We start from the raw sequence: 20,076 nt of genomic DNA, 5'->3' as shown, positions 1-20,076 counted from the left end.
CCGGACACGCACTCGTACCGCAGGTCGGGGCGCACCCCGGCCTCGGGCCGGTCGGCGACCGCCACTACGGCCCCCCGGCCCACCAGGACCTTCTCACGTCGTCGACGGGTTTCCCGTCGGGGGCCAGGAACGGTGAGCGGTCACCGGACACCCGGGCCGGTTCACGGTCCTTCGGACAGCCTCAGGCGGGCGACGATCCGTTTGCCGACCGGTTCCCGTGCCACTTCGAGGTCGTCCGCGACGGCCCGCACGATCTCCAGGCCGTGCTGGCCCACCCGCGTCGGATCCGGTGCGCGTGGCACCGGCAGCACCGGATCGCTGTCCCAGACGATGATCTCCACCGCGGCCCCGACGATGCGCAGCTGAAGCAGGACCGGCCCGGGAGCGTATCTGAGCGCGTTGGTGACCAGCTCGCTCACCACGAGCTGGGACAGATCCATCGCCCGCGCCGACACGGCCAGACCGTCCCGGCTCCGCACACGGCCCAGGAAGTCGCCGGTGAGCCGGCGCGCCCGGGCGATACAGCCGTCTTTCCCATCCAGCGCCACCATCGTCCCGGCAGGGTCCCCGCCGGGGACGGAGGAACCCTCACCGGGCGGGACAGGTGTCATCCGGACCGCCTTCGCTACCCCGTTCATATCGGCGCGACTACCCACGAACCGACCCCGTACGCCCCAGCCGTACCACTCACCCTTCAGCACGGCACCGGCCGGCGCGGCAAGGGCGTGGGAGGGCCTGGTGATCCTCGCCGTGATGTTCCTCGGCACCGCCGTCCACCGGGCCGAGAACGGCCGGAGCAGCTGGTGCCGCGTGGCCGGTGTGGCCGCCGTCGTGCTCGTCTGCGGGCTGGGCAGCGCGTACGGGCACGGCGACGGCTCCCACTTCACCCGGCGCGGCTGGATCCTGGCCTTCCTGATGGCCGTGCTCACCTTCGGCGCCGGGCTTGCGTCGCGCCACCACCGGCGCGTACCGCGCGCGCTGACCGCGCTGGGAACGATCAGCTACTCGGTCTACCTGGTCCATCCGGTGCTGCTGGCGGTGACCGACGGCACGGTCGGCCGGGGGCTACGCGACGATCCCGCGCTGGAAGTGGCGTTCTTCGCCGTGCTGCTGCCGCTGTGCGCGCTGACCCATCGGTACGTCGAGGTACCGGGTCGGGCATGGGGCCGCAGGCCGGCGCGCCGCGTCCGGCAGGGATCGCCGAGGGGCACTCAGCCGATGTGGTAACTGTCGCCGTACACCTTCCAGTTCAGGGGCGGCTCGAGGTCGAGGTTTCCCTTGCGCAGGAACACCCGCTGGGCGGTGTCGACCCGGCTGGTGTCGCTGTGTGCCTCCTCCTGCTTCATGGCCCAGACCCGGGCGTCGAGGAAGGCGTTCAGATACGTCGTCTCGTCGCCGCCCTGGGCCGGCGGCTTCGCCTTGGTCAGCGCACGCTTGCGGATGTTGCGGAAGCTGGTGGGGTCGGTTCCGTCGCCGTGCATGACGATGGCGTCGTAGTAGGCGAACTGCCCGAGGGCGCGCAGGCCGTCCGTCTTGCCCTGTTTGACGGCGGGGTCGAAGTAGACGCGGTCGCGCTCGTCGTTCTGGGCCTGCTGGAACGCCGTGTCCTGGGCGGCCTTGCGCCAGTCCTTCGGGTAGTTCGGGTCGAGACCGGCATGCGAGTCGGAGCCGTCGACCGCGCGCAGGGCGGGCAGGTACCTGGCGAGGACGTTGCCGGGCTTGCGGTCGCTGTAGAGCTGTACGAGGTCGAGCATGTCGTGGGTGCCGGAGCAGAATCCGATGATGCCGGCGGTGTAGCCGCGGCCGTCGCCGATGTCCTCGATGTACTGGTACTGGGCCTTCCAGTCGAGCGAGGAGTTCTCCGCGCTCGACACCAGCTTCATGGCGATCTCCTTCTTCGCCGGGTCGTCGAGACCCGTCGCGGCGGTGGCCGCGGCCGCCCGGTGGGCGTCGAGGAGCGGCGCGACCGCCAGGGCGCCGGTGAGGGCGAGGAAGAGGCGACGGGAGGTGGGGGCGGGGCCGTCGACCGGCCGGGACATGTGCACCACAGTGGCTCCAGATGGGGAGTGGGGGGTGGAATGGCTCTGCACTGCAACTGACAGGAAAGTTTCCTATCAAGCTCGAACGCCAGAAGTAACCCCATCGGAGCCATGTTCGTACGATCGAACAAACGGACGCGGCAAGGGCGGCGGCCTACAGGCCTGTGAGCCCTCCGACGCGAATCCAGTTCCTGCAGGAGTCCCTATAGTTTATTTAGACTGATAGAGTTCGACTATGCCCCGTCGCGCTCTCGACAACCCGTTCGTTCTGGCAGTGCTGGGTCTCTTGCTCGAACAGCCCTCACACCCGCACCAGATGCTTGCCGAGCTGCGGAAACGCAGCGACAACCACGCGGCCGCGATCACGCGGGGCACGCTCTACAACACCGTTGCCGCCCTGACCGAAGCGGGATGGATTGCCTCACAAGGCCGGCAGCGCTTGGGAAACCGTCCGGAGAGGACCGTCTACGCCCTCGCGGAAGAGGGGCGCGACGAACTCGTACGACGGCTGGACTTCCAGATCCGCAACCCGGAGCGCGAGTTCTCGCAGTTCCTGGGCGCGGTCACCTATCTCGGCGCCCTCGGGGTGAGCGGCGCCGTGGAGGCCCTGGTCGAGCGCGCCCAACGCCTCCGGCAACGCACGGCCGCCGACGAAGAACGCCTCGCGGAGGCCCTGGCGGCCGGCGTACCCCGCCTGCACGTCATCGAAGCCGAATACGCGTTGTGCCTCGCTCGCGCCGAGATGGCATGGATCGACTCGGTCATCGGCGACCTCCGCGCCGGCGCACTGACGTGGCCGACCGATTCGGCGACAACCCCCACCTCCCCGGTAACTCCGAACCGAAGGGAATCGAACGCGTGACACCGACAGCGCACGACGGCATGCTCTTCGGGATCTACCCGGGCGGAGTCGCCGGTGATGACACCGGGGGCCTGGCCGGCGGTGTGCCCGATGACCCGGCCCTCGTGTCGAGTGCACTCGACCGCCTCCAGGGCCGGTCAGGCCGTCCGTTCCTGGTACGCGCCTACATAGGCTTCGACGACGCCACCCGTCTCGGCGAGCCACACGCGACCGCGGCGCCGGCCGCCGCAGCCCAATACGCCGTCCGGGGGCGCCGCTTGGACCTGGTGGCGCAGTACCGGTCCGCGGCCGCGGACGTCGACGGCTACTGCGCCTTCCTGTGTGAGCTGGTCGAGCAGTACGGCGCGGTCACGAGCACGTTGCAAGTGACGGAAGAGCCCAACGTCACGTCGAACCCGACGCTGGACGGCTACTACCCGGCGGTGCGCGAGGCGCTCGTCCGTGGGGTTTCCGTCGTCAAAGCGCGAGCACGTGAACTCGGGTACACAGCCCTACGGGTCGGATTCAACACCACTCCTCTCTTCGGGCCGGCAACCTCCTTCGTCACCGACCTGACCAGCCTCGGGGGAGGAGACTTCATCGCCGATCTGGACTACGTGGGCCTGGACTTCTTCCCCGACGTCTTCCAACCCGTCGACGCGTCCGACCTCGCGCACGCTGTCGAGGGACTGCTACGGCATCACCGTGACTCGGTGCTGGCACCCGCCGGCCTGGGACACCTACCGCTGCACATCACCGAGCACGGTTGGCCCACCGGACCCGAACGCCACCCGCACCGGCAGGCCGACGTCGTCGAGACGGTGGTAAATGTGATCGCCGCCCAATCGGAGGAACTCCATCTGAGCGGCTACACGCATTTCGCGCTGCGAGATGCCGACAGCGCCCGAACGGGACTGTTCCATCGATTCGGGCTCACCACCGATGACTACTCCCCCAAGCCCTCCTTCGACACCATGAGGATGCTCGTCGAACGCTTCAGTGTCTGAAGGGAACGATGAGTGGGGGCAGGCTGTCCCCGGGCTGCCAACCCCGCACTCTCGCGAACGGCCCTCTCCCGGAGCATCCCGGCACCCCACGGAGGTCGGCCCCCGGTCCTCACCGACGACATGCTGCACACCGTGCTCCGCCGCCGCGCGAACGGCGAGACGCTAGAGCAGCCGGAGCATGAGGGTCGTCAGGAATCCGATGAGGCCGATATGGAAGATGACCATGTAGATCCACTGCGACACGGGCATGCGCCAGGAGGCCGCGTTGAGGATCTCCCACTCACTGACGGCGAAGGCGGCCAGCACCAGGAGAAGCACCTCCCAGAGCACGTTCCACCAGCCCGACGGGGTCGCCCCCGTCGTGCCGTCGAACGCGGCCGGGATGCGGGTCGCGCGGCCCAGCAGAAAGAGGCCGAACAGCAGCTTGTGCCAGCCATGACGGACCGTCGGCGCGGCCGTCGCCATCCGAGCGGCGGGTGTGGATCCTGTGGACATTCGCACATTTGATCACCCTCCCGGGATGGAAGCCATCGTTCCGGTCGCTGGGGCGCGGGTGATCGCACACCTCCGCCCCTCCGCCGATCCCTTGTGCGGAGATGTCATGTCCCTGGCTCTTCCGTGCGCAGGTTCGCTCAGGAAGCCGGCCCGGAAAGGTCGGCGTCGACGGGCCGTATCTGAAGCAGCACCGCGTACGGACCGCGGCTGGTTCAGGGAGCGCCCGGGGCGTCGCCCCGCCAGTCGAACCGGCGGCCGTCGGCGCCGCGTGGCCCGTACAGGGCACGGCCGCCGGGTCCGTACCGGCCTATCTCCGTGATCAGTGCCACCTCGCGCAGTTCGTGATCGGACCGGTCCGTGACGTCGAGCAGCAGTCCGTCCAGCGGGCCCCCCACCAGTTGCGCGTAAGCGCGCTCAGGGCGGGGGCCCGCGTCGTCGTGGTCGGCGCCGTAGACCCGGCCCCGCAAGAACTCAGCCTCGTCCATGACCAGCAGCCTGTCACCCACCACTGACAACGGCCCGTTGGGCGGTCTTCGGCCAAGACGCCGGCGAAAAAGCGTCATCCGGGGGCGATGGCCGACCCGACGGGTATCCACCCCTTACGCATCGTTGTGTATGGGGTGGGGGGGGCCGACCCTGATGGCACGCAGGCGGGAACGGGGGCCGGGCGGTGAGTCGGCGCGTGCCCGCAGACGCCGGGCCGTTCGTGAGCTGCGTGCCTCGGGCCGCGACGGCCCCCGGTTACGCGAGGTCCTGCCGGCCCTCGCCGCCTCGATCGTCCTCGTGTGCGCCGCACTCGGGGGACTCGCGCTGCTCTACCGCGCGTTCGGCGGGCCGGTCTGTGCGCTGTTCCTCGTGCCGCCCGTGGTGGCCGCCGCCGTCCTGCGCCGTCGGTCCCGGCGTCCCGCCCGGCGGCGGGGCGGGTACTACACCGCCCGGGAGCTGGCGGAGCTGGACATGCCCGAGCTGGTCGTCGCCGTGGCCCGGATGCTGCGGCGGGACGGCTGGCGGGTGCTGCCGCCACCGCGCCACGACACCCTCCATCTCGCCGCCCGTGACGGCCGCGGGCAGCTCCTCGACGTGGCCTTCCGTCCCGTGGCCGAGCCGCTGCCCGACGAGGAGTCGGCCTGTTCCTGCCGTGCTCGGACGCGTCCACGGGCGCATGCCGGTCCCCCGCTGCGGCTCGTCGTGCACCGGGGGACGTTCACGCACCGGGACGAGGTGTGGGCCTCGCGCGAGGGCCACACGTATCTGATCGACGGTCCCCGGCTGCTGCTGTGGGCGCGCGGCACGTCCTTGACCCAGCTCGCGGGCGGGATCGTCGCCCCGCCCGGACGTGGCTGAGGCCCGCCGGGCTCAGGCGTCCTGTCCCACCCTTCGCAGTCGGGCGCCGAGACGGGGACTGCCGCCGGGTGGCGGGGGCTCTCCACCCGGTCCACGTAGTCGGGAACCGTCATCCGGCGGTTCCCGAGGGGACCCCTCGGCCATCCCCTCCCGGACAGGCCGCCGCCCGGGTCTGGAGCGACCCGGGCGGCGGTGTCGAGCGGTCTGCCGTCAGGCAGTTGTGCCGTCACACGGTGGTGCGGTCACGCGGTGGGGCGGTCAGGCGGTGGGGCGGTCGGTGTCTGGTGCGGTCACGGCGTGAGCTGCCAGCGCTGGATGTATCCCACGTCGATCGACGCGCGGTCCTGGACGCGCAGCTTCCAGGTGCCGGTGAGGGGCTGGGCCGAGGCGTCGACGGTGAAGGTCTGGTCGACGTTGTCGGCGGAGCCGCCGCTGCGGTTGAGGAGCGAGTAGACGGTGCCGTCGGGGCCTACCAGGTCGACCGTCAGGTCACCGCGGTAGGTGTGGACGATGTTGACGTAGACCGAGGTGGTGGCGGAGGCGTTGCCGTCGCGTCCCGCGATGGTGATCGGGGACTCCACGGCGACGCCGTTGTCGGGGATGTCGACGCGGGTGGCGGTGGCGTAGACGTACGCGATCCGCCAGGTGAAGGTGTCCGTGACGGACGCGCCCGTGCTGTCGGTGACCTTGACGGCGACGTCACTGGTGCCGAGGGCGGTCGGCGTCCCGGAGATCAGACCGCTCGCACTGAGGGTCAGCCCGTCGGGCAGCCCGGTCGCCTCGTAGGTCAGGCCCGCGCCGGAGTTGGTGGTGTACGCGTCCACCTGAAGGTTGACCGCCTGGCCGACGCCGCTGGTCTGGTCGGCGATCGGGGCGACGTTGACGCCGAGGGCTATCCGGCTGCCGACGTTGATGGCGGCCCAGGCGTCGGCGACGGCGAGGTAGGTGGGGCTGTAGGCGCCGAACAGGTCGGTCGCGGCCGACAGCGTGGCGGTGCGGGCGGCGGCGTAGTCGGTCGACGAGGTCATGTAAGTCGTCAGCGCCCGGTACCAGACGGCGGCGGCGTTCTCGATGCCGATGCCGGTGACGGCCTGACCGTCGTAGGTCGGGCTGTCGTAGGCGACGCCGTTGACGGTCTTGGCGCCACTGCCCTCGGAGAGCAGGTAGAAGAAGTGGTTCGCGGGGCCCGAGGAGTAGTGGACGTCGACGCTGCCCAGGGTGGAGCTCCAGCTGTCGCGGGAGGAGCCGTCCCTGGAGGGCTTGTCCATGTATCGCAGCGGGGTGCCGTTGCCGTTGATGTCGATCTTCTCGCCGACGAGGTAGTCGCCGGGGTCGGCGGCGAGGTTCGAGTGGAACTCGACGGCGGCGGCGAAGATGTCGGAGGTCGCCTCGTTGAGACCGCCAGACTCGCCCGAGTAGGTCAGGTTGGCGGTGGCGGCGGTGACGCCGTGGCTCATCTCGTGGGCGGCCACGTCGAGGGCGGTCAGCGGGTGCGTGTTGCCCGAGCCGTCGCCGTAGGTCATGCAGAAGCAGCTGTCCTGCCAGAAGGCGTTGACGTAGCCGCTGCCGTAGTGCGCCCGGCTGTACGCGGCGACGCCGTCGTTGCGGATGCCGTTGCGGCCGTACACGTCCTTGTAGTAGTCCCAGGTGGCGGCGGCGCCGAAGGCCACGTCGACACCGGCGGTCTGGCGGTTGGACGGCAGTCCGTCGCCCCAGACATCGTTGTCGTCCGTGAAGAGGGTGCCGGTGCCGGACGTGCCCTGGTTGAGGTCGTACGTCTTGTGCCCGGCGCGGCCGCCGTCGGTGAGCTGGTACGTCGATCCCGACTGGGTGCTGCCGACGGGAACCGTGCCGACGTACTGGCCGGTGCCGGTGCCGGTGTGGACCTTCTCGGCGGCGAGGAGTTGCTTGCCCGTGGCCGCGTCGGTGACCACCTGGAGTTCGCTGGGCGTGCCGTCCCGCTGGACGCCCTCGACGACCGTCTCCCAGGCCAGGACGGGCTTGGCGGTGCCGGCCCAGACGACGAGGCGGGGCGCTCGTACGGTCCCGGTGCCGGCCACTTCGGCGCTCTTCGCGGACGCGAGAGCCCTGCCGGCGGCGTTGGCCGCGGAGAGCTTCGGGCTGAGGGACGGCAGCGTGAGGGTCGCCCCGCTCGCCCTGGAGACGGTGGTGCGGTTGCCCTTGAGGTGGACGACCATGTCGCCGCCGAGGACGGGCAGCCCGGCGTAGGTGCGCTCGTAGCGGGTGTGGGTGGTGCCGTCGGCGTCCTGGACGACGTCCTTCACGACGAGCTTCTCCTGGCCGCCGAGGGCGAGTTGCCTGGCGGTGGTGCCGGCCGCGGCCTGCGCGCTCTTGATCAGTGCGGTGCGGCGGGCCGGCGACAGGGGCGTATTGGCGGCTCCCTCGCGGGGCGTGGCGGTGATCCTGGACGGACCGGGGTCGGCCGGGGCCGCACCGGCGGTGCCGGCGGGGGCTCCCAGGGCGAGCAGGGTTCCGATGGTCGTCAGCGCGAGGGCGGTGGCGCGTCTGCGCCGGAGGGTGGGGCGGTGTCGCCGGGGCAACGTGTTCTCCTTCTGTGCGACGGTCGGCCCGGGGTGCGGGCCGAAGTGGGGGCGGACCGACGGGATGGGGCCGGTCCGGAGCGCTGCACGGGAGGCGGGTGGAAGGAGGTGGGGGGTGAGTGGGGGATGCCCCGCATGATGCGGGTGTGAAGGAATGGTGAACTTCGGCAGCAGCGTGGCACTGCGTGCACAGTTTTGTCATGGGAATGCCAAAACAACGGCTTGAAATGACCATGCCCGGTCGGGTATCCGGCCTGCTCGGCGCACGTTTTCAGCCGCGAGGGCGGCCCGCCTGCCCGAAAGGGGGAATGCGGGGATCCGGGCGCGAACCCCATGGCGCGGGCGGAGTTTCCCGGGACACGGCACAGCGCCTCCGCCTTGGTCACGGCCGCGCAGCACGGCATGAGCCGTTCGAGTGGTCTCCTGCCGGTTGTCGTCGTAGCGTCGTTAGAGAATCCCACCGGGGCGCGGCACCCAGACGGCTCCCGGTTCGGTCGGGCGGGAGCGGACATGCGACACACGACGAGAACAGCGGTCATGCTCTGTGCGGCGCTGGGCCTCACGGCGGCCGTCGGCTCGGCCTCGGCCGTGCCGGCCGCGTCACCGGCCACGGCGCGCGCGGCCGCGGTGCGGCAGACCACGAAACCCGTGCTGGTCGACTGCCTCTGGCACGCTCAGGTGCGGCCCGGTGACTTCATCCTGGCCTGCGGCGACGGCAACAGCCGGCTGGTCTCGCTGCACTGGGACAGCTGGGGCGCCGGCTCGGCACGGGCCACGGGAGTCAACGTCGTCAACGACTGCGATCCCTACTGCGCGGCGGGCCACTTCCACCCGTACGCCGTCGTCGTGAAGCTGGACCGGCCGCAGCCGTGGAAGAAGCACCCGCAGGTGCAGCACTACAGCCGGATCACCCTTACGTATCTCGGGGACCGGCCGGACCAGTTCGGGCGTGCGGTGACGTATCCGCTCTGGAACTGAGCCGATTCCAGGCGCGGGGCCCCGGCGACCCGGTCCCGGCCTCCTGTTTCGTACCGCTCGTTCCCAGCCGCTCGTTCCCGGCCGCTCGGTTCCCGGACCGTCCACCCCGTCCACCCCGACCACCTGACATCGCCGCCGTGTCCCACCCGCCCGACATGATCGAGGCATGACACGGCTACGGACACTGCTACGGACACGGCTACGGCTACGGCTACGGCTACGGTGGCGGCTCGGCGCCCGGGTTCTGGTCCCCCTGCTCCCCCTGCTCCCCCTGCTCCCCCTGGTGCCCTGCTCGTCCTCGCGGCCTGGTGCGCCGACCCGTCGAGCGGCCCCAGGACGGCCGGCGCGGCGACGGCCTCCGGCTCGGCGGGGGGCTTCTGCCCGCCGTCCGAGGACACCCGGGCGTTGCCGTCGCCGTGCACCACCCACGGCCGGGGCCAGCGGGTCGCCGAGAACCACGCCCACCGGGCTGGGCGGGCCCTGACGTAGGCGGTCGCGGCCCCGATCAGTCCATCAGGCCGGCCGCGACCGTCGCCCCCAGCTCCCAGCAGGCCGCCAGGTCCGCCTTGCCGGGTTCCCCGGTGACCGTGACCGGCTCTGCCGCCCGCCGCCAGTCCAGGCCCGTGGTGACGGTCTCGATGCCGCGTACCGCGCCGGTGACGTCGTTGCCGCCGTGCACGTAGTAGCCGAAGGGCCGGCCTCGGGTGGTGTCGAGGCAGGGGTAGTAGATCTGGTCGAAGAAGTGCTTGAGCGCGCCGGACATGTAGCCGAGATTGGCCGGGGTGCCCAGCAGGTAGGCGTCGGCGGCCAGCACGTCGGAGGCGGTCGCCGCGAGGGCGGCCCGCCGCTCGACACGGACGCCCTCGATGTCCGGCGCCGTCGCGCCCGAGACGACCGCTTCGAACAGCGCCTGGCAGTGGGGCGAGGGAGTGTGATGGACGATCAGCAGAGTGGCCACGGCACGAAACACTGCCCGCTCCCCCGGCCCGGCCGCAAGCGGCGACGCGGCCGGTCGCCCATGCTGCCGCCGGTCGCCACGCGCCGCCATCGGTCGCCACAAGCCTCGGCCGACCGCCATCCGCTGCCACGCACCGCCGCCGACCGCCATCCGCCGCCACCTGTCACCACGCACCGCCGCCGACCGCCACACGTCGCCGCCCGTCGCCACACGCCTCGGCCGACCGCCGTACGCCGCCACCGGACGGCGTGCCGCCGCGCCGCGGGTTCGCGACCCGGGTTCACGCCTGTTCCGCACGGCCTTCACGGCCTTCACGGCCTTCACGGCCTTCAGACCGGATCGGGTGCCAGGGTGACAGAACGGGCGAAGCCCGGTGACCGGAACTCGCGGCATGGCGAACCGACATGCCGGGTACCCGGAAGCACACGACACTCAGGGAGGACGAGGTGCTCACTCGGAGCTCGGTGATGGTGTGCGCGGCCGCGGCGCTGGCGCTGGCCGGCTGCTCCTCCGGGGGCGGGGACGACGGGAAGGCGGCGGAACCGACGGACGAGACCGTCGTCACGGTGACCGTGTCCGACCCCCCGACATCGCCCGCCCCGTCCGCTCCCTCCGCCTCCCCCTCCGCGTCGGTTCCGGCCACGGCGAGTCCGTCGCCGGTGCCCGTCACCGGGCCGGACCAGAGGCTGGTGGCCATGACGGTCAGCGGCGGCTTCGCCGGGGTGAACCGGCAGGTGGTCCTGCGGGGCGACGGCACGGTCCGGACCACCGACGGCGGCGGGTCCGCAGTGCGCCGCACGACCACGGCCCAGTTCACGACGCTGCGAACACTGCTCGGAGATCCGGCGCTGGCCGATGTCCCCGCGTTCTCCCTGGATGGCGGGGCGGCCGACCGGTTCCAGTACACGCTTCAGTTCGACGGCCGCACGGTGACGACGGACCGTTCCACCCACGAGCCCGCGCTCGACCGTCTCATCGGCGCCCTGGAGAAGTGGCTGCCGGCGAACTGACCTCGCGAAGCGGCCGGCGCCCCGCCCGCCGTATGTGACAGATGCGGTCCCACCTCTTGACGGCCCTCTTATGACTGCGTAGACATGTCAGCGCAGACATGACTGCGCAGTCATGCGGAGAACGTCTGGCAATATCGTTCGGACGTGCGGCCACCGGGAGAGACCATGACGCGAGGAACAGGGCGGGGCGGGAACTCCGCCGCGCCACGCAGCGTGGACGTGGCCCGCCTGGCCGGTGTCTCGCAGAAGACGGTCTCGCGGGTCTTCAACGACGAGCAGTACGTCTCCGCCGATGTACGCCGACGAGTCCTCGAAGCCGCCGAAGAGCTCGGCTACCGGCGCAACAACGCCGCCCGGGCGCTGGCCTCCGGACGGACCCGCTCCATCGGTGTGGTGACGCTGGGCACGGCCCTGTACGGCCCCGCCTCCCTGCTCATGGGGGTCGAGCGCGCCCTGCGGGACACGGGATACGCCCTCCGCGTGGTCAACACGGTGGAAGGTGACCCGGCGGGCATCGCAGGCGCGGTGGACTCGCTCCTCGACCAGGGCGTGGACGGCATCGTCATCTCCGAGCCGATCGACGAAGAGGGAGCCGACGGTGAGGTCGGCCTGCGCGTCGACGTGCCGGTCCTCGTCCTCGGCGCGCCGTCCCCCGTCGCCGCGCCCACGGTGCTGACCGCGGGCGACGGAGCCGACCTGATGGCCCGCATCGCCACCGAACACCTTCTGCAGCTCGGTCATATGACGGTTCATCACCTCGCCGGACCGCAGCGCTGGTACGCCGCCCGGGACCGGCTGGAAGGCTGGCGGTCGACGCTGGCCGCCCACGGCAAGGACGTGCCGCCGGTCGTCGAGGGCGACTGGTCGGCCGCGTCCGGATATGCCGCCGGACAGGAACTCGCCGCGGACGGCGCCGTCACGGCCGTGTTCGCCGCCAACGACGACATGGCGATCGGTCTGATCCACGCGCTGACGGAGGCGGGCCGGCGGGTGCCTCAGGACGTGAGCGTCGTCGGCTTCGACGACATCCCGGTCGCCGCCCATGTGACTCCTCCGCTGACCACGGTGCCGCAACCGTTCGACGCCGTGGCGCAGGAGGGCCTCAAACGTCTGGTGCACGCCATCGAGAAGCCGGACGCCGACCCCTTGCCGGCGAACGACCCACCGGTCGACCTCGTCGTCCGTTCCTCGACCGCGCCCCCACAGAACCGGACGACCCCGGCTCGTGGGCAGCGCACCGCCGCCGCCCGGTCCCGCGGCGCCGCGCACACTCCGCCGCACGCGAACGGAGGCCGCTCGACACCGCACTGAACAGCATGACCGGGCCGGCCGACCGCACTCCTGGCCGCGCGCGTGACCCGAAGACGAGCCGCTGCACCGTCCGTGCCACTCGCCATCGTCCCGTTGCCGGAGCCGCACCGGGCCGCCGCTGATCGCGGCAGGCCCCGAGCCGGGTCTCCGACCGTCGCAGTCCCCTCCCCCGCCTCGACCGCATCGGCGAGTCAGCCCCGGTCGTCGCGTTCACACCCTCCTTCACCATGCCTGAGCACGCCCTCGTCCGGCGTGCCGTGACCATCGCCTCCGGCGGGAGTTCGCCATGCCTCAGAACACCTTCACGTCCATGTCCGGCCGCTCCTCGATGAACCGCCGGCTGTTCCTCACCACGACGGGCGCCCTGTCGCTCGGCGCCGCCCTCACCGCCTGCGGCGGCAGCGACTCCGGCGGCTCGTCCGCGTCCTCCGAGCCGGTCGGCCAGGCCGACATCGACAAGGCGATGAAGACCCCGACCGAGCTGACGTTCTGGACGTGGGTCCCGAACATCGACAAGGAGGTCGCACTGTTCGAGGCGAAGTACCCGGCCATCAAGGTCAAGGTCGTCAACGCGGGTCAGGGCACCCCGCAGTACACCAAGCTGCGTACGGCGCTGAAGGCCGGCAGCGGCGCCCCGGACATGGTGCAGATCGAGTACCAGGCCATCCCGACCTTCACCATCACCGACAGCCTGCTCGACCTGCGGCCGTACGGCGCCTCCGCGCTCAAGTCCACCTTCGTGGACTGGACCTGGGGCCAGGTCGGCGGCGGCGACGGCGAGGTCTGGGCGATCCCCCAGGACACCGGCCCGATGGGCATGCTGTACCGCCAGGACATCTTCGACGAGCACGGCATCGACGTACCCAAGACCTGGGACGAGTTCGCCGCGGCGGCGCGCAAGCTCCACAAGGCCGACCCCGACGTCTATCTGACAAATTTGGCGGCCAATCAGGTCGCCGCCTGGCACGGCCTGTTGTGGCAGGCGGGCGCCAAGCCGTACGTCACCTCCGGCAAGAGCGACATCACCATCAGCGTCGACGACGCCACCTCCAGGAAGCTCGGCGAGTACTGGGGCGGGCTCGCCAAGGAGGGGGTCATCGGCGTCGAGCCCGACTTCACCGACTCCTGGTACGCGGCCCTCAACAAGGGCAAGTACGCCACCTGGATCACCGCCGCCTGGGGACCCGTCTTCCTCTCCGGCTCCGCCAAGGCCACCGCGGGCAAGTGGCGGGCGGCCCCACTGCCGCAATGGGACGCCGCCAGGCCCAGCTCGGGCAACTGGGGCGGCTCCACCACCGCCGTCATCCGCTCCACCAAGAACCCCATAGCGGCGGCGATGTTCGCGCAGTTCCTCAACACCGACCCCGCCAGCGCGAAGATGTTCGCCACCGAGCAGTTCTTCTTCCCGGCGACCAAGGCCCTGCTCTCCGACGCCGAGTTCGTCTCGGACGCGCCCTCGTTCTACGGCGGCCAGAAGGTCAACCAGGTCTTCGCCGACATCAGCTCCACGGTCAACTCCACTTTCCAGTGGCCCCCGTTCCTCGACCAGGCGGCGACCGACTGGACCGAGACGGTCGGCAAGTCCCTCGCCGACAAGTCCGACACCCTCCGCGCGCTCGGCACCTGGGAGTCACGGCTCACCTCGTACGCCAAGAACCAGGGCTTCACCGTCAAGGGGAGTTGAGATGAGCCGTCAACGGGCGGCGGGGCCGCTGTTCGTCGCACCGTTCATGGTGCTGTTCCTGCTCCTCCTCCTCGCCCCGCTCGGCTACGCCGCCTATCTCAGCCTGTTCCAGGAACGGCTCATCGGCGGTACGGCCTTCGTCGGGCTCGACAACTACGTCCAGGCCCTGAGTGATCCGCAGTTCCTGCACGGCATCGGACGCGTCGCACTGTTCTTCGTGATCCAGGTGCCCCTGATGCTGCTGCTGGCGCTGGTGTTCGCCCTGGCCCTCGACAGCGGGCTGCTCCGGCTCGCCCGTGTCATCCGGCTGGGCATCTTCGTCCCGTACGCCGTCCCGAGCGTGGTCGCCGCACTCATGTGGGGCTATCTGTACGGGCCGGACTTCGGCCCCTTCGCCCAGCTCGGCCGCGGCCTCGGCCTGCCCGTCCCGGACTTCCTCAGCGGCGGCTGGATGCTCGGCAGCCTGGCGAACATCGTGACCTGGGAGTTCGTCGGCTACAACATGATCATCCTGTACGCCGCCCTGCGCACCGTCCCCGAGGAGCTGTACGAGGCGGCCGCGGTGGACGGAGCCGGCGCCTGGCGGATCGCCTGGTCGATCAAACTGCCGGCCCTGCGCCCGGCGCTGATGCTCACCCTGCTGTTCTCGGTGATCGGCAGCTTCCAGCTGTTCAACGAGCCGAAGCTGCTGATGACCATCGCCCCGGACGTGATCAGCAGCTCCTACACCGCCAACCTCTACGCCTACACGCTCGCCTTCACCGGACAGCAGGTCAACTACGCGGCCACGGTGTCCTTCCTCCTCGGCCTCGTCATCGTGATCGCCTCCTACGCCGTCCTGCTCACCGCGAACCGCAGGAGGACAGCGTGACGACCACGACCCCCACGGCCACGACCGCCGAGCCGGTGCGGCCGGCCCCCGCCACTCCGCCGGGTCGCCGTCCACGCGGGGCCCGCCGCAGCACCCCGCTGACGATCGTCATGCTGGCCGCCCTGGCGTACTTCCTCCTGCCGCTGCTCTGGCTGCTGATCGCCTCGACCAAGAGCACCCAGGACCTGTTCAACAGCTTCGGCCTGTGGTTCTCGCACGCCCCGCAGCTGCTGACGAACATCAAGGAGACCTTCACCCAGGACGACGGCGTGTTCGTGCACTGGCTGCTCAACACGGTCATGTACGCGGGTGTCAGCGCGGTCGGGGCCGCGCTGCTCGCGGCCGCCGGCGGGTACGGGTTCGCGAAGTTCCGCTTCCGCGGCGACCGGACCGCCTTCAACCTGGTGCTCGGCGCCGTCATGGTCCCGACCACCGCGCTGGCGATCCCGACCTATCTGCTCTTCGCCAAGGCGGGCCTGGTCAACACCCCCTGGGCGGTCATCCTGCCCTCCCTGGTCAACCCCTTCGGCCTCTACCTCATGCGTGTCTACGCGCAGGACGCCGTCCCGGACAGCGTGCTGGAGGCCGCCCGCATCGACGGGGCCGGCGAAGCCCGGATCTTCTTCCGGATCGCGCTGCGGCTGCTGGCTCCCGGCCTGGTGACGGTCCTGCTGTTCACCCTGGTGGCGACCTGGAACAACTACTTCCTGCCGCTGATCATGCTGAACGACCCGGATCTGTACCCCGTCACGGTCGGGCTCTCCTCCTGGGCCGCGCAGGCGCAGAACGGCGGGGCGGGCTCCAGCAGCGACATGCTCGCCCTGGTGGTGACCGGCTCCCTCCTCTCGATCGTGCCGCTCGTCGTGGCGTTCCTGCTGCTCCAGCGGTACTGGCAGAGCGGCCTGGCCGCCGGCGGCGTCAAGCAGTGATCCCTTCCCCCCTTTGTTTCCCCGGAGGTTTCCTTCATGGCGGCTCTGCCTGCCCGCGTCCTCTTCGGCGCCGCGTACTACCACGAGTACCGGCCCCCGTACGGCACCGAACGGCCCGAGGAGCGCCTCAAGACCGACCTCGACCTGATGGCCGACGCGCATGTCACCGTCATCCGGGTCGGCGAGTCGGTGTGGTCGACCTGGGAGCCGGAGAACGGGCGGTTCGACCTCGACTGGCTTCAGCCGGTGCTCGACGGTGCCCATGAACGTGGTATCTCCGTGGTCCTCGGCACCCCGACGTACGCCGTCCCGCCGTGGCTTGCCCGGCAGTACCCGGAGATCACGGGCGAGCGGCGGACCGGTGAGCGCATCGGCTGGGGCGCCCGTCAGGAGGTCGACTTCACCCACCCCGCATTCCGGTTCCACGCCGAGCGGGTGATCCGCGCAGTCGTCGCCCGGTACGCCGAGCACCCCGCGGTCATCGGCTTCCAGGTCGACAACGAGCCGGGCCTGGAGCTCTTCCACAACCACGGCGTCTTCCAGCGCTTCGTGGACCATCTGCGCGAGACCTACGGCGACGTCGAGACCCTCAACCGCGAGTGGGGCCTCGTCTACTGGTCGCACCGCCTGTCGACGTGGGCCGATCTGTGGACGCCGGACGGCAACGCGCAGCCCCAGTACGACGTGGCCTGGCGGGCGTTCCAGGCCCGGCAGGTCACCGAGTTCATCGGCTGGCAGGCCGACGTCGTGCGCGAGTACGCCGACCCCGGGCAGTTCGTCACGACCTGCATCTCCTACACCCGCCCCGCGGTGGAGGACGACGAGCTGACCGATCGTCTCGACATCGCCTCCGGTAACCCGTACTACGGCATGCAGGACGGTCTGCTGCTGCCGGACCCGACGCCCGACGGCCATGAGCAGATCTGGAAGACCACCGGTGTCTGGGCGCTGTACCAGACCGCCGACTGGATGTTCTCCTCCCGCCAGGAGCCGTTCCTCGTCACCGAGACCAACGCCGGCTCCATCGGCTTCCCGTGGGACAACCGCCCCGCCTACGACGGTCAGTGGCGGCAGGCCGCCTGGGCGCTCGTCGCGCGCGGCGCCCGCATGATCGAGTACTGGCACTGGAACACCCTGCACTTCGGCGCCGAGACCTACTGGGGCGGTGTCCTCCCCCACACCGGACAGCCGGGCCGTACCTACGCCGAACTCGCGCGTCTGGGCGCGGAGTTCGAGACGGCAGGGGAACTCGTCGCCGGACTCGAACCGGACGCGGACATCACGATGGTGTACTCGACGCCGAGCAAGTGGCTGATGCAGAAGTACCCACCGCTGGCCAAGCCGGACGGCGAACCGGACCCGGCCGCCTACCACCGCTTCTTCGACCCCTTCTACCGGGGCGCGTTCGAGGCGGGCCGCCAGGTGCGCATCGTGCACGCCCGCCGGCTGCACGACCCGCGCGGTGAGCGGGAGGGGCTGTCGCCCGAGGAGGCCGTCCGCCGTCATCCCGTGCTCGTGGTACCGGCGTTGTACCTCGCGGCAGACTCGACGCTCGACTGGTTCGCGGCCTACGCCGAGGCCGGCGGCCATCTCGTCCTCGGCCCGCGCACCGGTTACGCCGACCACGAGGCGCGGGCCCGGCACGAGGCGGCTCCCGGCCGTCTGACCGACGTCGCGGGCGTCCGGTACGACGAGTTCAGCAACCTCGTCGGGGAAGTTCCCGTGCGGTCGGCGTCTGGGGGCCCGCTCGACCTCCCCGAGGGTGCGACGGCGACCCGCTGGGCCGACGGCCTGACCGTCATCGACGCCGAGGTGCTCGTCACGTACGACCACCCGCACTTCGGGCGCTGGCCCGCGGTCACCAGTCGCCCGCACGGCGCGGGCCGGGTCACGTACGTCGGCACCGCGCCCGGGCGCGACCTCGCCCGGGTGCTGGCCGAGTGGCTGGCGCCGGCCGCGCGGCACGCCTGGCGGGACCTGCCCGCCTCCGTCACCGCGACGACCGCAACCGCACCCGACGGGCGCCGCGTGCACATCGTCCACAACTGGAGCTGGGAGCCGGTGAGCGTCGTCGCCCCCACGGACCTCTCCGACGTCCTGACCGGCGCCGCCGTCCCCGCGAGCGCCGCACTGGACCTGGGCCCCTGGGACGTACGCGTCCTCGTCTCCTGACCCCGGCCTCCGCCTTCACCCCTCACCCCTACAGACATCGACGTGACCGTCCCCCGAGGAGAAGCTGTGCAGAGCAGAAGACTGAGCCGGACGCTGGGAACCGCCGTCGCGGCGTCCGCGTTGCTGACGATCCCCATGACCGGCGCGCAGGCGTACAACCCGACGGGCGGAACCCTCTACCAGCTCGGCAGCGAGCCGTGCCTCAAGGGCCGGGGCAACTGCGCGGTCTACCCGAAGTCGGCGGAGCTGCCGAGCGGACGTCTGGTGGCGTCGTTCGAGAAGTCCACCGTCGTGTCCGCGTCGGGCAGCGCCGACGGGCAGACCCTGCCGGTCTACAGGAGCGACGACGACGGCACGTCCTGGCAGCCGCTGTCGGAGGTCAAGGCTCCGGCGTACCTCTCCAAGGACCCCCGCTACGCGAAGTACACGAGCAACTGGACCAACCCGTACCTCTACGTCCTGCCGGACAGGGTCGGCGACCTCAGGAAGGGCACGCTGCTCCTGGCCAGTGTCGTGTCGGGGGACGACCACTACTACAAGGAGCACAAGGCGGCCGACCCCGGCTGGACGCCGGACAACGACGGGGATCGCGAGGACCTGGCGATCGCCCTGTACTCCAGCGGTGACGAGGGCAGGACCTGGCAGGTCGTCAATATCATCGCCACCGGCGGCTGGCAGGGCGGCAGCGCCGGCGCGGTCGGCCAGAACATCGCCAAGGCCAACACGGACAAGCAGGTAGACCCCCTCTGGGAGCCGTACCTGATGGTCTACAAGAACAAGCTCGTCGCCTACTACTCCGACGAGAACGACTACACGGGCTTCGACCCGGTCACCGGTGTGCCGGCCCTCGACCCCGCCAACGACACCGCCGCGGACTCGCACGGTCAGATCCTCGTGCACAGGACCTGGAACGGGAAGAGCAAGAACTGGAGCGATCCCGTCGTCGACATCGCCGGGTCGGACCAGGACACGGGCGGCGGGAAGAAGGAGATCGGCGGCGGCCGGCCGGGCATGACGAACGTCGTGCGGACGACGGACGGACGGTGGCTGCTGACCTTCGAGTACTGGGGCGGGGGCGCCAACACCAGGTACGTGCTCGCGGACGACCCGCTGAAGTTCTTCCGCGGCTCCGCCACCGGCATGGGAGTCACCTCGCTGCCGGTCGTCGCCGGTTCCCGGCCTCTCGCGACCGGTGGCAGTCCGGTGATCATCGCGCTTCCCGACGGACGCCTGGTCTACAACGCGGCCGGCAGCGGCGACGTCTGGGTCGACGACAGCGGACGCAGCGACGGCGTGTGGACGGAGTACCAGACCACCTCGCCGGCCGGCTACAGCCGCAACCTGCAGTATGTCGACGGGACCGGACGGGTCGCGATCCTCAACAACCAGGGCACGTCCACGATCGCCCACGCCGAGGTCGACCTCGGCGACTCGGACGGTGCCTACTACCAGCTGGTGAACCGCAGGACCGGCCAGGTGATCGGCACCGGCAACAAGACCAACGACGCGAACCTCGGCAACGCGGACGTGCCCGACGTGGTCATGGAGGACCGGGGCGCGGCAGCGATCACGGACACCCAGTACTGGCACGTGACGACCGAGCCGAACGGCGGCGTGAACCTGCTGAACAAGTCGGGCGGCCGCGCGGCGGCCATCTGGACCGGCAACGCCACGGCCGGCCAGAAGATCGGCCAGTGGGTCGACAACAGCGCCACCGGCAGCTGGAACCTCGTCAAGACCGCCGACGGGTTCTACCGGCTCCAGTCCGTCAAGAACACCGGCCTGTACCTGACCGGTGCGTCCGCCGGGGCGCCGCCGGCCCTGCGGACCCCGCTCACGGACGGCTCGCAGGACTGGGAACTCGTCCAGTAGGAGG

The 20,076-nt window shown here is 70.8% G+C and carries 17 protein-coding genes and 1 pseudogene; 12 read left to right on the top strand and 6 right to left on the bottom strand.

All coding sequences use genetic code 11. The features are described 5' to 3' along the window. Nucleotides 1-161: 161 nt before the first annotated feature. Nucleotides 162-611 carry an ATP-binding protein gene (locus ACFWBB_RS13250; protein WP_385270233.1) on the bottom strand — a complete coding sequence of 150 codons (450 nt, stop codon included), beginning with the start codon at nt 609-611 and terminating at the stop codon, nt 162-164. A 100-nt stretch (nt 612-711) separates the two neighbouring features. On the opposite strand from ACFWBB_RS13250, the pseudogene ACFWBB_RS13245 reads away from it, so the two are divergent. Continuing rightward, a pseudogene (locus ACFWBB_RS13245) lies at nt 712-1,227 on the top strand (acyltransferase family protein); the annotation flags it as partial. On the opposite strand, the gene ACFWBB_RS13240 reads toward ACFWBB_RS13245, so the two are convergent. Continuing rightward, a complete protein-coding gene (locus tag ACFWBB_RS13240) occupies nt 1,212-2,039 on the bottom strand; it encodes a chitosanase (RefSeq protein WP_385270231.1) in 828 nt (275 codons plus the stop codon). The pseudogene ACFWBB_RS13245 and the gene ACFWBB_RS13240 overlap by 16 nt on opposite strands. 235 nt (nt 2,040-2,274) lie before the next feature. Between ACFWBB_RS13240 and ACFWBB_RS13235 the strand changes: the two genes are divergently transcribed. After that, on the top strand, nt 2,275-2,901 hold the full coding sequence (locus tag ACFWBB_RS13235) for a PadR family transcriptional regulator (protein WP_385270229.1): 627 nt from the start codon (nt 2,275-2,277) through the stop codon (nt 2,899-2,901). A gap of 20 nt (nt 2,902-2,921) precedes the next feature. Continuing rightward, the gene (locus ACFWBB_RS13230; protein WP_385270337.1) at nt 2,922-3,887 is read left to right on the top strand and encodes a hypothetical protein; all 966 of its coding nucleotides are present in this window, start codon (nt 2,922-2,924) and stop codon (nt 3,885-3,887) included. 162 nt (nt 3,888-4,049) lie between these two features. Here the strand turns inward: ACFWBB_RS13230 and ACFWBB_RS13225 are convergent, their stop codons facing one another. Next, nucleotides 4,050-4,382, bottom strand: coding sequence for a hypothetical protein (locus tag ACFWBB_RS13225; protein ID WP_385270227.1), 333 nt, complete (start codon nt 4,380-4,382; stop codon nt 4,050-4,052). A gap of 212 nt (nt 4,383-4,594) precedes the next feature. Further along, entirely contained in the window at nt 4,595-4,867 is a 273-nt protein-coding gene (locus ACFWBB_RS13220; protein ID WP_385270225.1) for a hypothetical protein, read from the bottom strand. Nucleotides 4,868-5,021: 154 nt separating this feature from the next. Between ACFWBB_RS13220 and ACFWBB_RS13215 the strand changes: the two genes are divergently transcribed. Beyond that, entirely contained in the window at nt 5,022-5,726 is a 705-nt protein-coding gene (locus ACFWBB_RS13215) for a hypothetical protein (RefSeq protein ID WP_385270223.1), read from the top strand. 290 nt (nt 5,727-6,016) lie between these two features. On the opposite strand, the gene ACFWBB_RS13210 is transcribed toward ACFWBB_RS13215, so the two are convergent. Then, nucleotides 6,017-8,287, bottom strand: a complete 2,271-nt coding sequence (locus ACFWBB_RS13210; protein WP_385270221.1) for a M4 family metallopeptidase — start codon at nt 8,285-8,287, stop codon at nt 6,017-6,019. A 510-nt stretch (nt 8,288-8,797) separates the two neighbouring features. On the opposite strand from ACFWBB_RS13210, the gene ACFWBB_RS13205 reads away from it, so the two are divergent. Further along, nucleotides 8,798-9,265, top strand: a complete 468-nt coding sequence (locus ACFWBB_RS13205) for a hypothetical protein (RefSeq protein WP_385270219.1) — start codon at nt 8,798-8,800, stop codon at nt 9,263-9,265. Nucleotides 9,266-9,770: 505 nt separating this feature from the next. Here ACFWBB_RS13205 and ACFWBB_RS13200 read toward each other — a convergent pair. Continuing rightward, nucleotides 9,771-10,223, bottom strand: coding sequence for a flavodoxin family protein (locus tag ACFWBB_RS13200; RefSeq protein ID WP_385270217.1), 453 nt, complete (start codon nt 10,221-10,223; stop codon nt 9,771-9,773). A 446-nt stretch (nt 10,224-10,669) separates the two neighbouring features. Between ACFWBB_RS13200 and ACFWBB_RS13195 the strand changes: the two genes are divergently transcribed. The 7 genes from ACFWBB_RS13195 (at nt 10,670) to ACFWBB_RS13165 (ending at nt 20,072) form a co-directional block, all read left to right on the top strand. Next, complete coding sequence (locus ACFWBB_RS13195; RefSeq protein ID WP_385270215.1) at nt 10,670-11,233, top strand: hypothetical protein; 564 nt, start codon at nt 10,670-10,672, stop codon at nt 11,231-11,233. A gap of 165 nt (nt 11,234-11,398) precedes the next feature. Beyond that, a complete protein-coding gene (locus ACFWBB_RS13190) occupies nt 11,399-12,544 on the top strand; it encodes a LacI family DNA-binding transcriptional regulator (protein ID WP_385270213.1) in 1,146 nt (381 codons plus the stop codon). Between the two features lie 286 nt (nt 12,545-12,830). After that, nucleotides 12,831-14,228: an ABC transporter substrate-binding protein gene (locus tag ACFWBB_RS13185; RefSeq protein WP_385270211.1), complete on the top strand. Its 1,398-nt coding sequence runs from the start codon at nt 12,831-12,833 to the stop codon at nt 14,226-14,228. Nucleotide 14,229: 1 nt separating this feature from the next. Continuing rightward, nucleotides 14,230-15,099, top strand: coding sequence for a carbohydrate ABC transporter permease (locus ACFWBB_RS13180; protein WP_385270210.1), 870 nt, complete (start codon nt 14,230-14,232; stop codon nt 15,097-15,099). Further along, the gene (locus ACFWBB_RS13175) at nt 15,096-16,028 is read left to right on the top strand and encodes a carbohydrate ABC transporter permease (protein ID WP_385270208.1); all 933 of its coding nucleotides are present in this window, start codon (nt 15,096-15,098) and stop codon (nt 16,026-16,028) included. The genes ACFWBB_RS13180 and ACFWBB_RS13175 overlap by 4 nt, the downstream gene beginning before the upstream one ends. Nucleotides 16,029-16,064: 36 nt before the next feature. After that, the gene (locus tag ACFWBB_RS13170) at nt 16,065-18,200 is read left to right on the top strand and encodes a beta-galactosidase (RefSeq protein ID WP_385270206.1); all 2,136 of its coding nucleotides are present in this window, start codon (nt 16,065-16,067) and stop codon (nt 18,198-18,200) included. A gap of 66 nt (nt 18,201-18,266) precedes the next feature. Further along, nucleotides 18,267-20,072 (top strand): RICIN domain-containing protein, encoded by a 1,806-nt coding sequence (locus ACFWBB_RS13165; RefSeq protein WP_385270204.1) that lies wholly within the window; start codon nt 18,267-18,269, stop codon nt 20,070-20,072. Nucleotides 20,073-20,076 lie beyond the last annotated feature (4 nt).

The sequence above is a fragment of the Streptomyces sp. NPDC060000 genome (assembly GCF_042737375.1).
Taxonomy (GTDB): domain Bacteria; phylum Actinomycetota; class Actinomycetes; order Streptomycetales; family Streptomycetaceae; genus Streptomyces.
Note: the sequence above shows the minus strand (reverse complement) of the source record. Positions and strands in the feature narration are given on the sequence as shown.

Bases quoted from the DNA above. Each gene is read 5' to 3' on its own strand.
- ACFWBB_RS13230 (WP_385270337.1), top strand. From the start codon at position 2,922: ATGCTCTTCGGGATCTACCCGGGCGGAGTCGCCGGTGATGACACCGGG.
- ACFWBB_RS13235 (WP_385270229.1), top strand. From the start codon at position 2,275: ATGCCCCGTCGCGCTCTCGACAACCCGTTCGTTCTGGCAGTGCTGGGT.
- ACFWBB_RS13240 (WP_385270231.1), bottom strand. From the start codon at position 2,039: ATGTCCCGGCCGGTCGACGGCCCCGCCCCCACCTCCCGTCGCCTCTTC.
- ACFWBB_RS13220 (WP_385270225.1), bottom strand. From the start codon at position 4,867: ATGGACGAGGCTGAGTTCTTGCGGGGCCGGGTCTACGGCGCCGACCAC.
- ACFWBB_RS13190 (WP_385270213.1), top strand. From the start codon at position 11,399: ATGACGCGAGGAACAGGGCGGGGCGGGAACTCCGCCGCGCCACGCAGC.
- ACFWBB_RS13185 (WP_385270211.1), top strand. From the start codon at position 12,831: ATGCCTCAGAACACCTTCACGTCCATGTCCGGCCGCTCCTCGATGAAC.
- ACFWBB_RS13215 (WP_385270223.1), top strand. From the start codon at position 5,022: ATGGCACGCAGGCGGGAACGGGGGCCGGGCGGTGAGTCGGCGCGTGCC.
- ACFWBB_RS13250 (WP_385270233.1), bottom strand. From the start codon at position 611: ATGACACCTGTCCCGCCCGGTGAGGGTTCCTCCGTCCCCGGCGGGGAC.
- ACFWBB_RS13180 (WP_385270210.1), top strand. From the start codon at position 14,230: ATGAGCCGTCAACGGGCGGCGGGGCCGCTGTTCGTCGCACCGTTCATG.
- ACFWBB_RS13225 (WP_385270227.1), bottom strand. From the start codon at position 4,382: ATGTCCACAGGATCCACACCCGCCGCTCGGATGGCGACGGCCGCGCCG.
- ACFWBB_RS13205 (WP_385270219.1), top strand. From the start codon at position 8,798: ATGCGACACACGACGAGAACAGCGGTCATGCTCTGTGCGGCGCTGGGC.
- ACFWBB_RS13170 (WP_385270206.1), top strand. From the start codon at position 16,065: ATGGCGGCTCTGCCTGCCCGCGTCCTCTTCGGCGCCGCGTACTACCAC.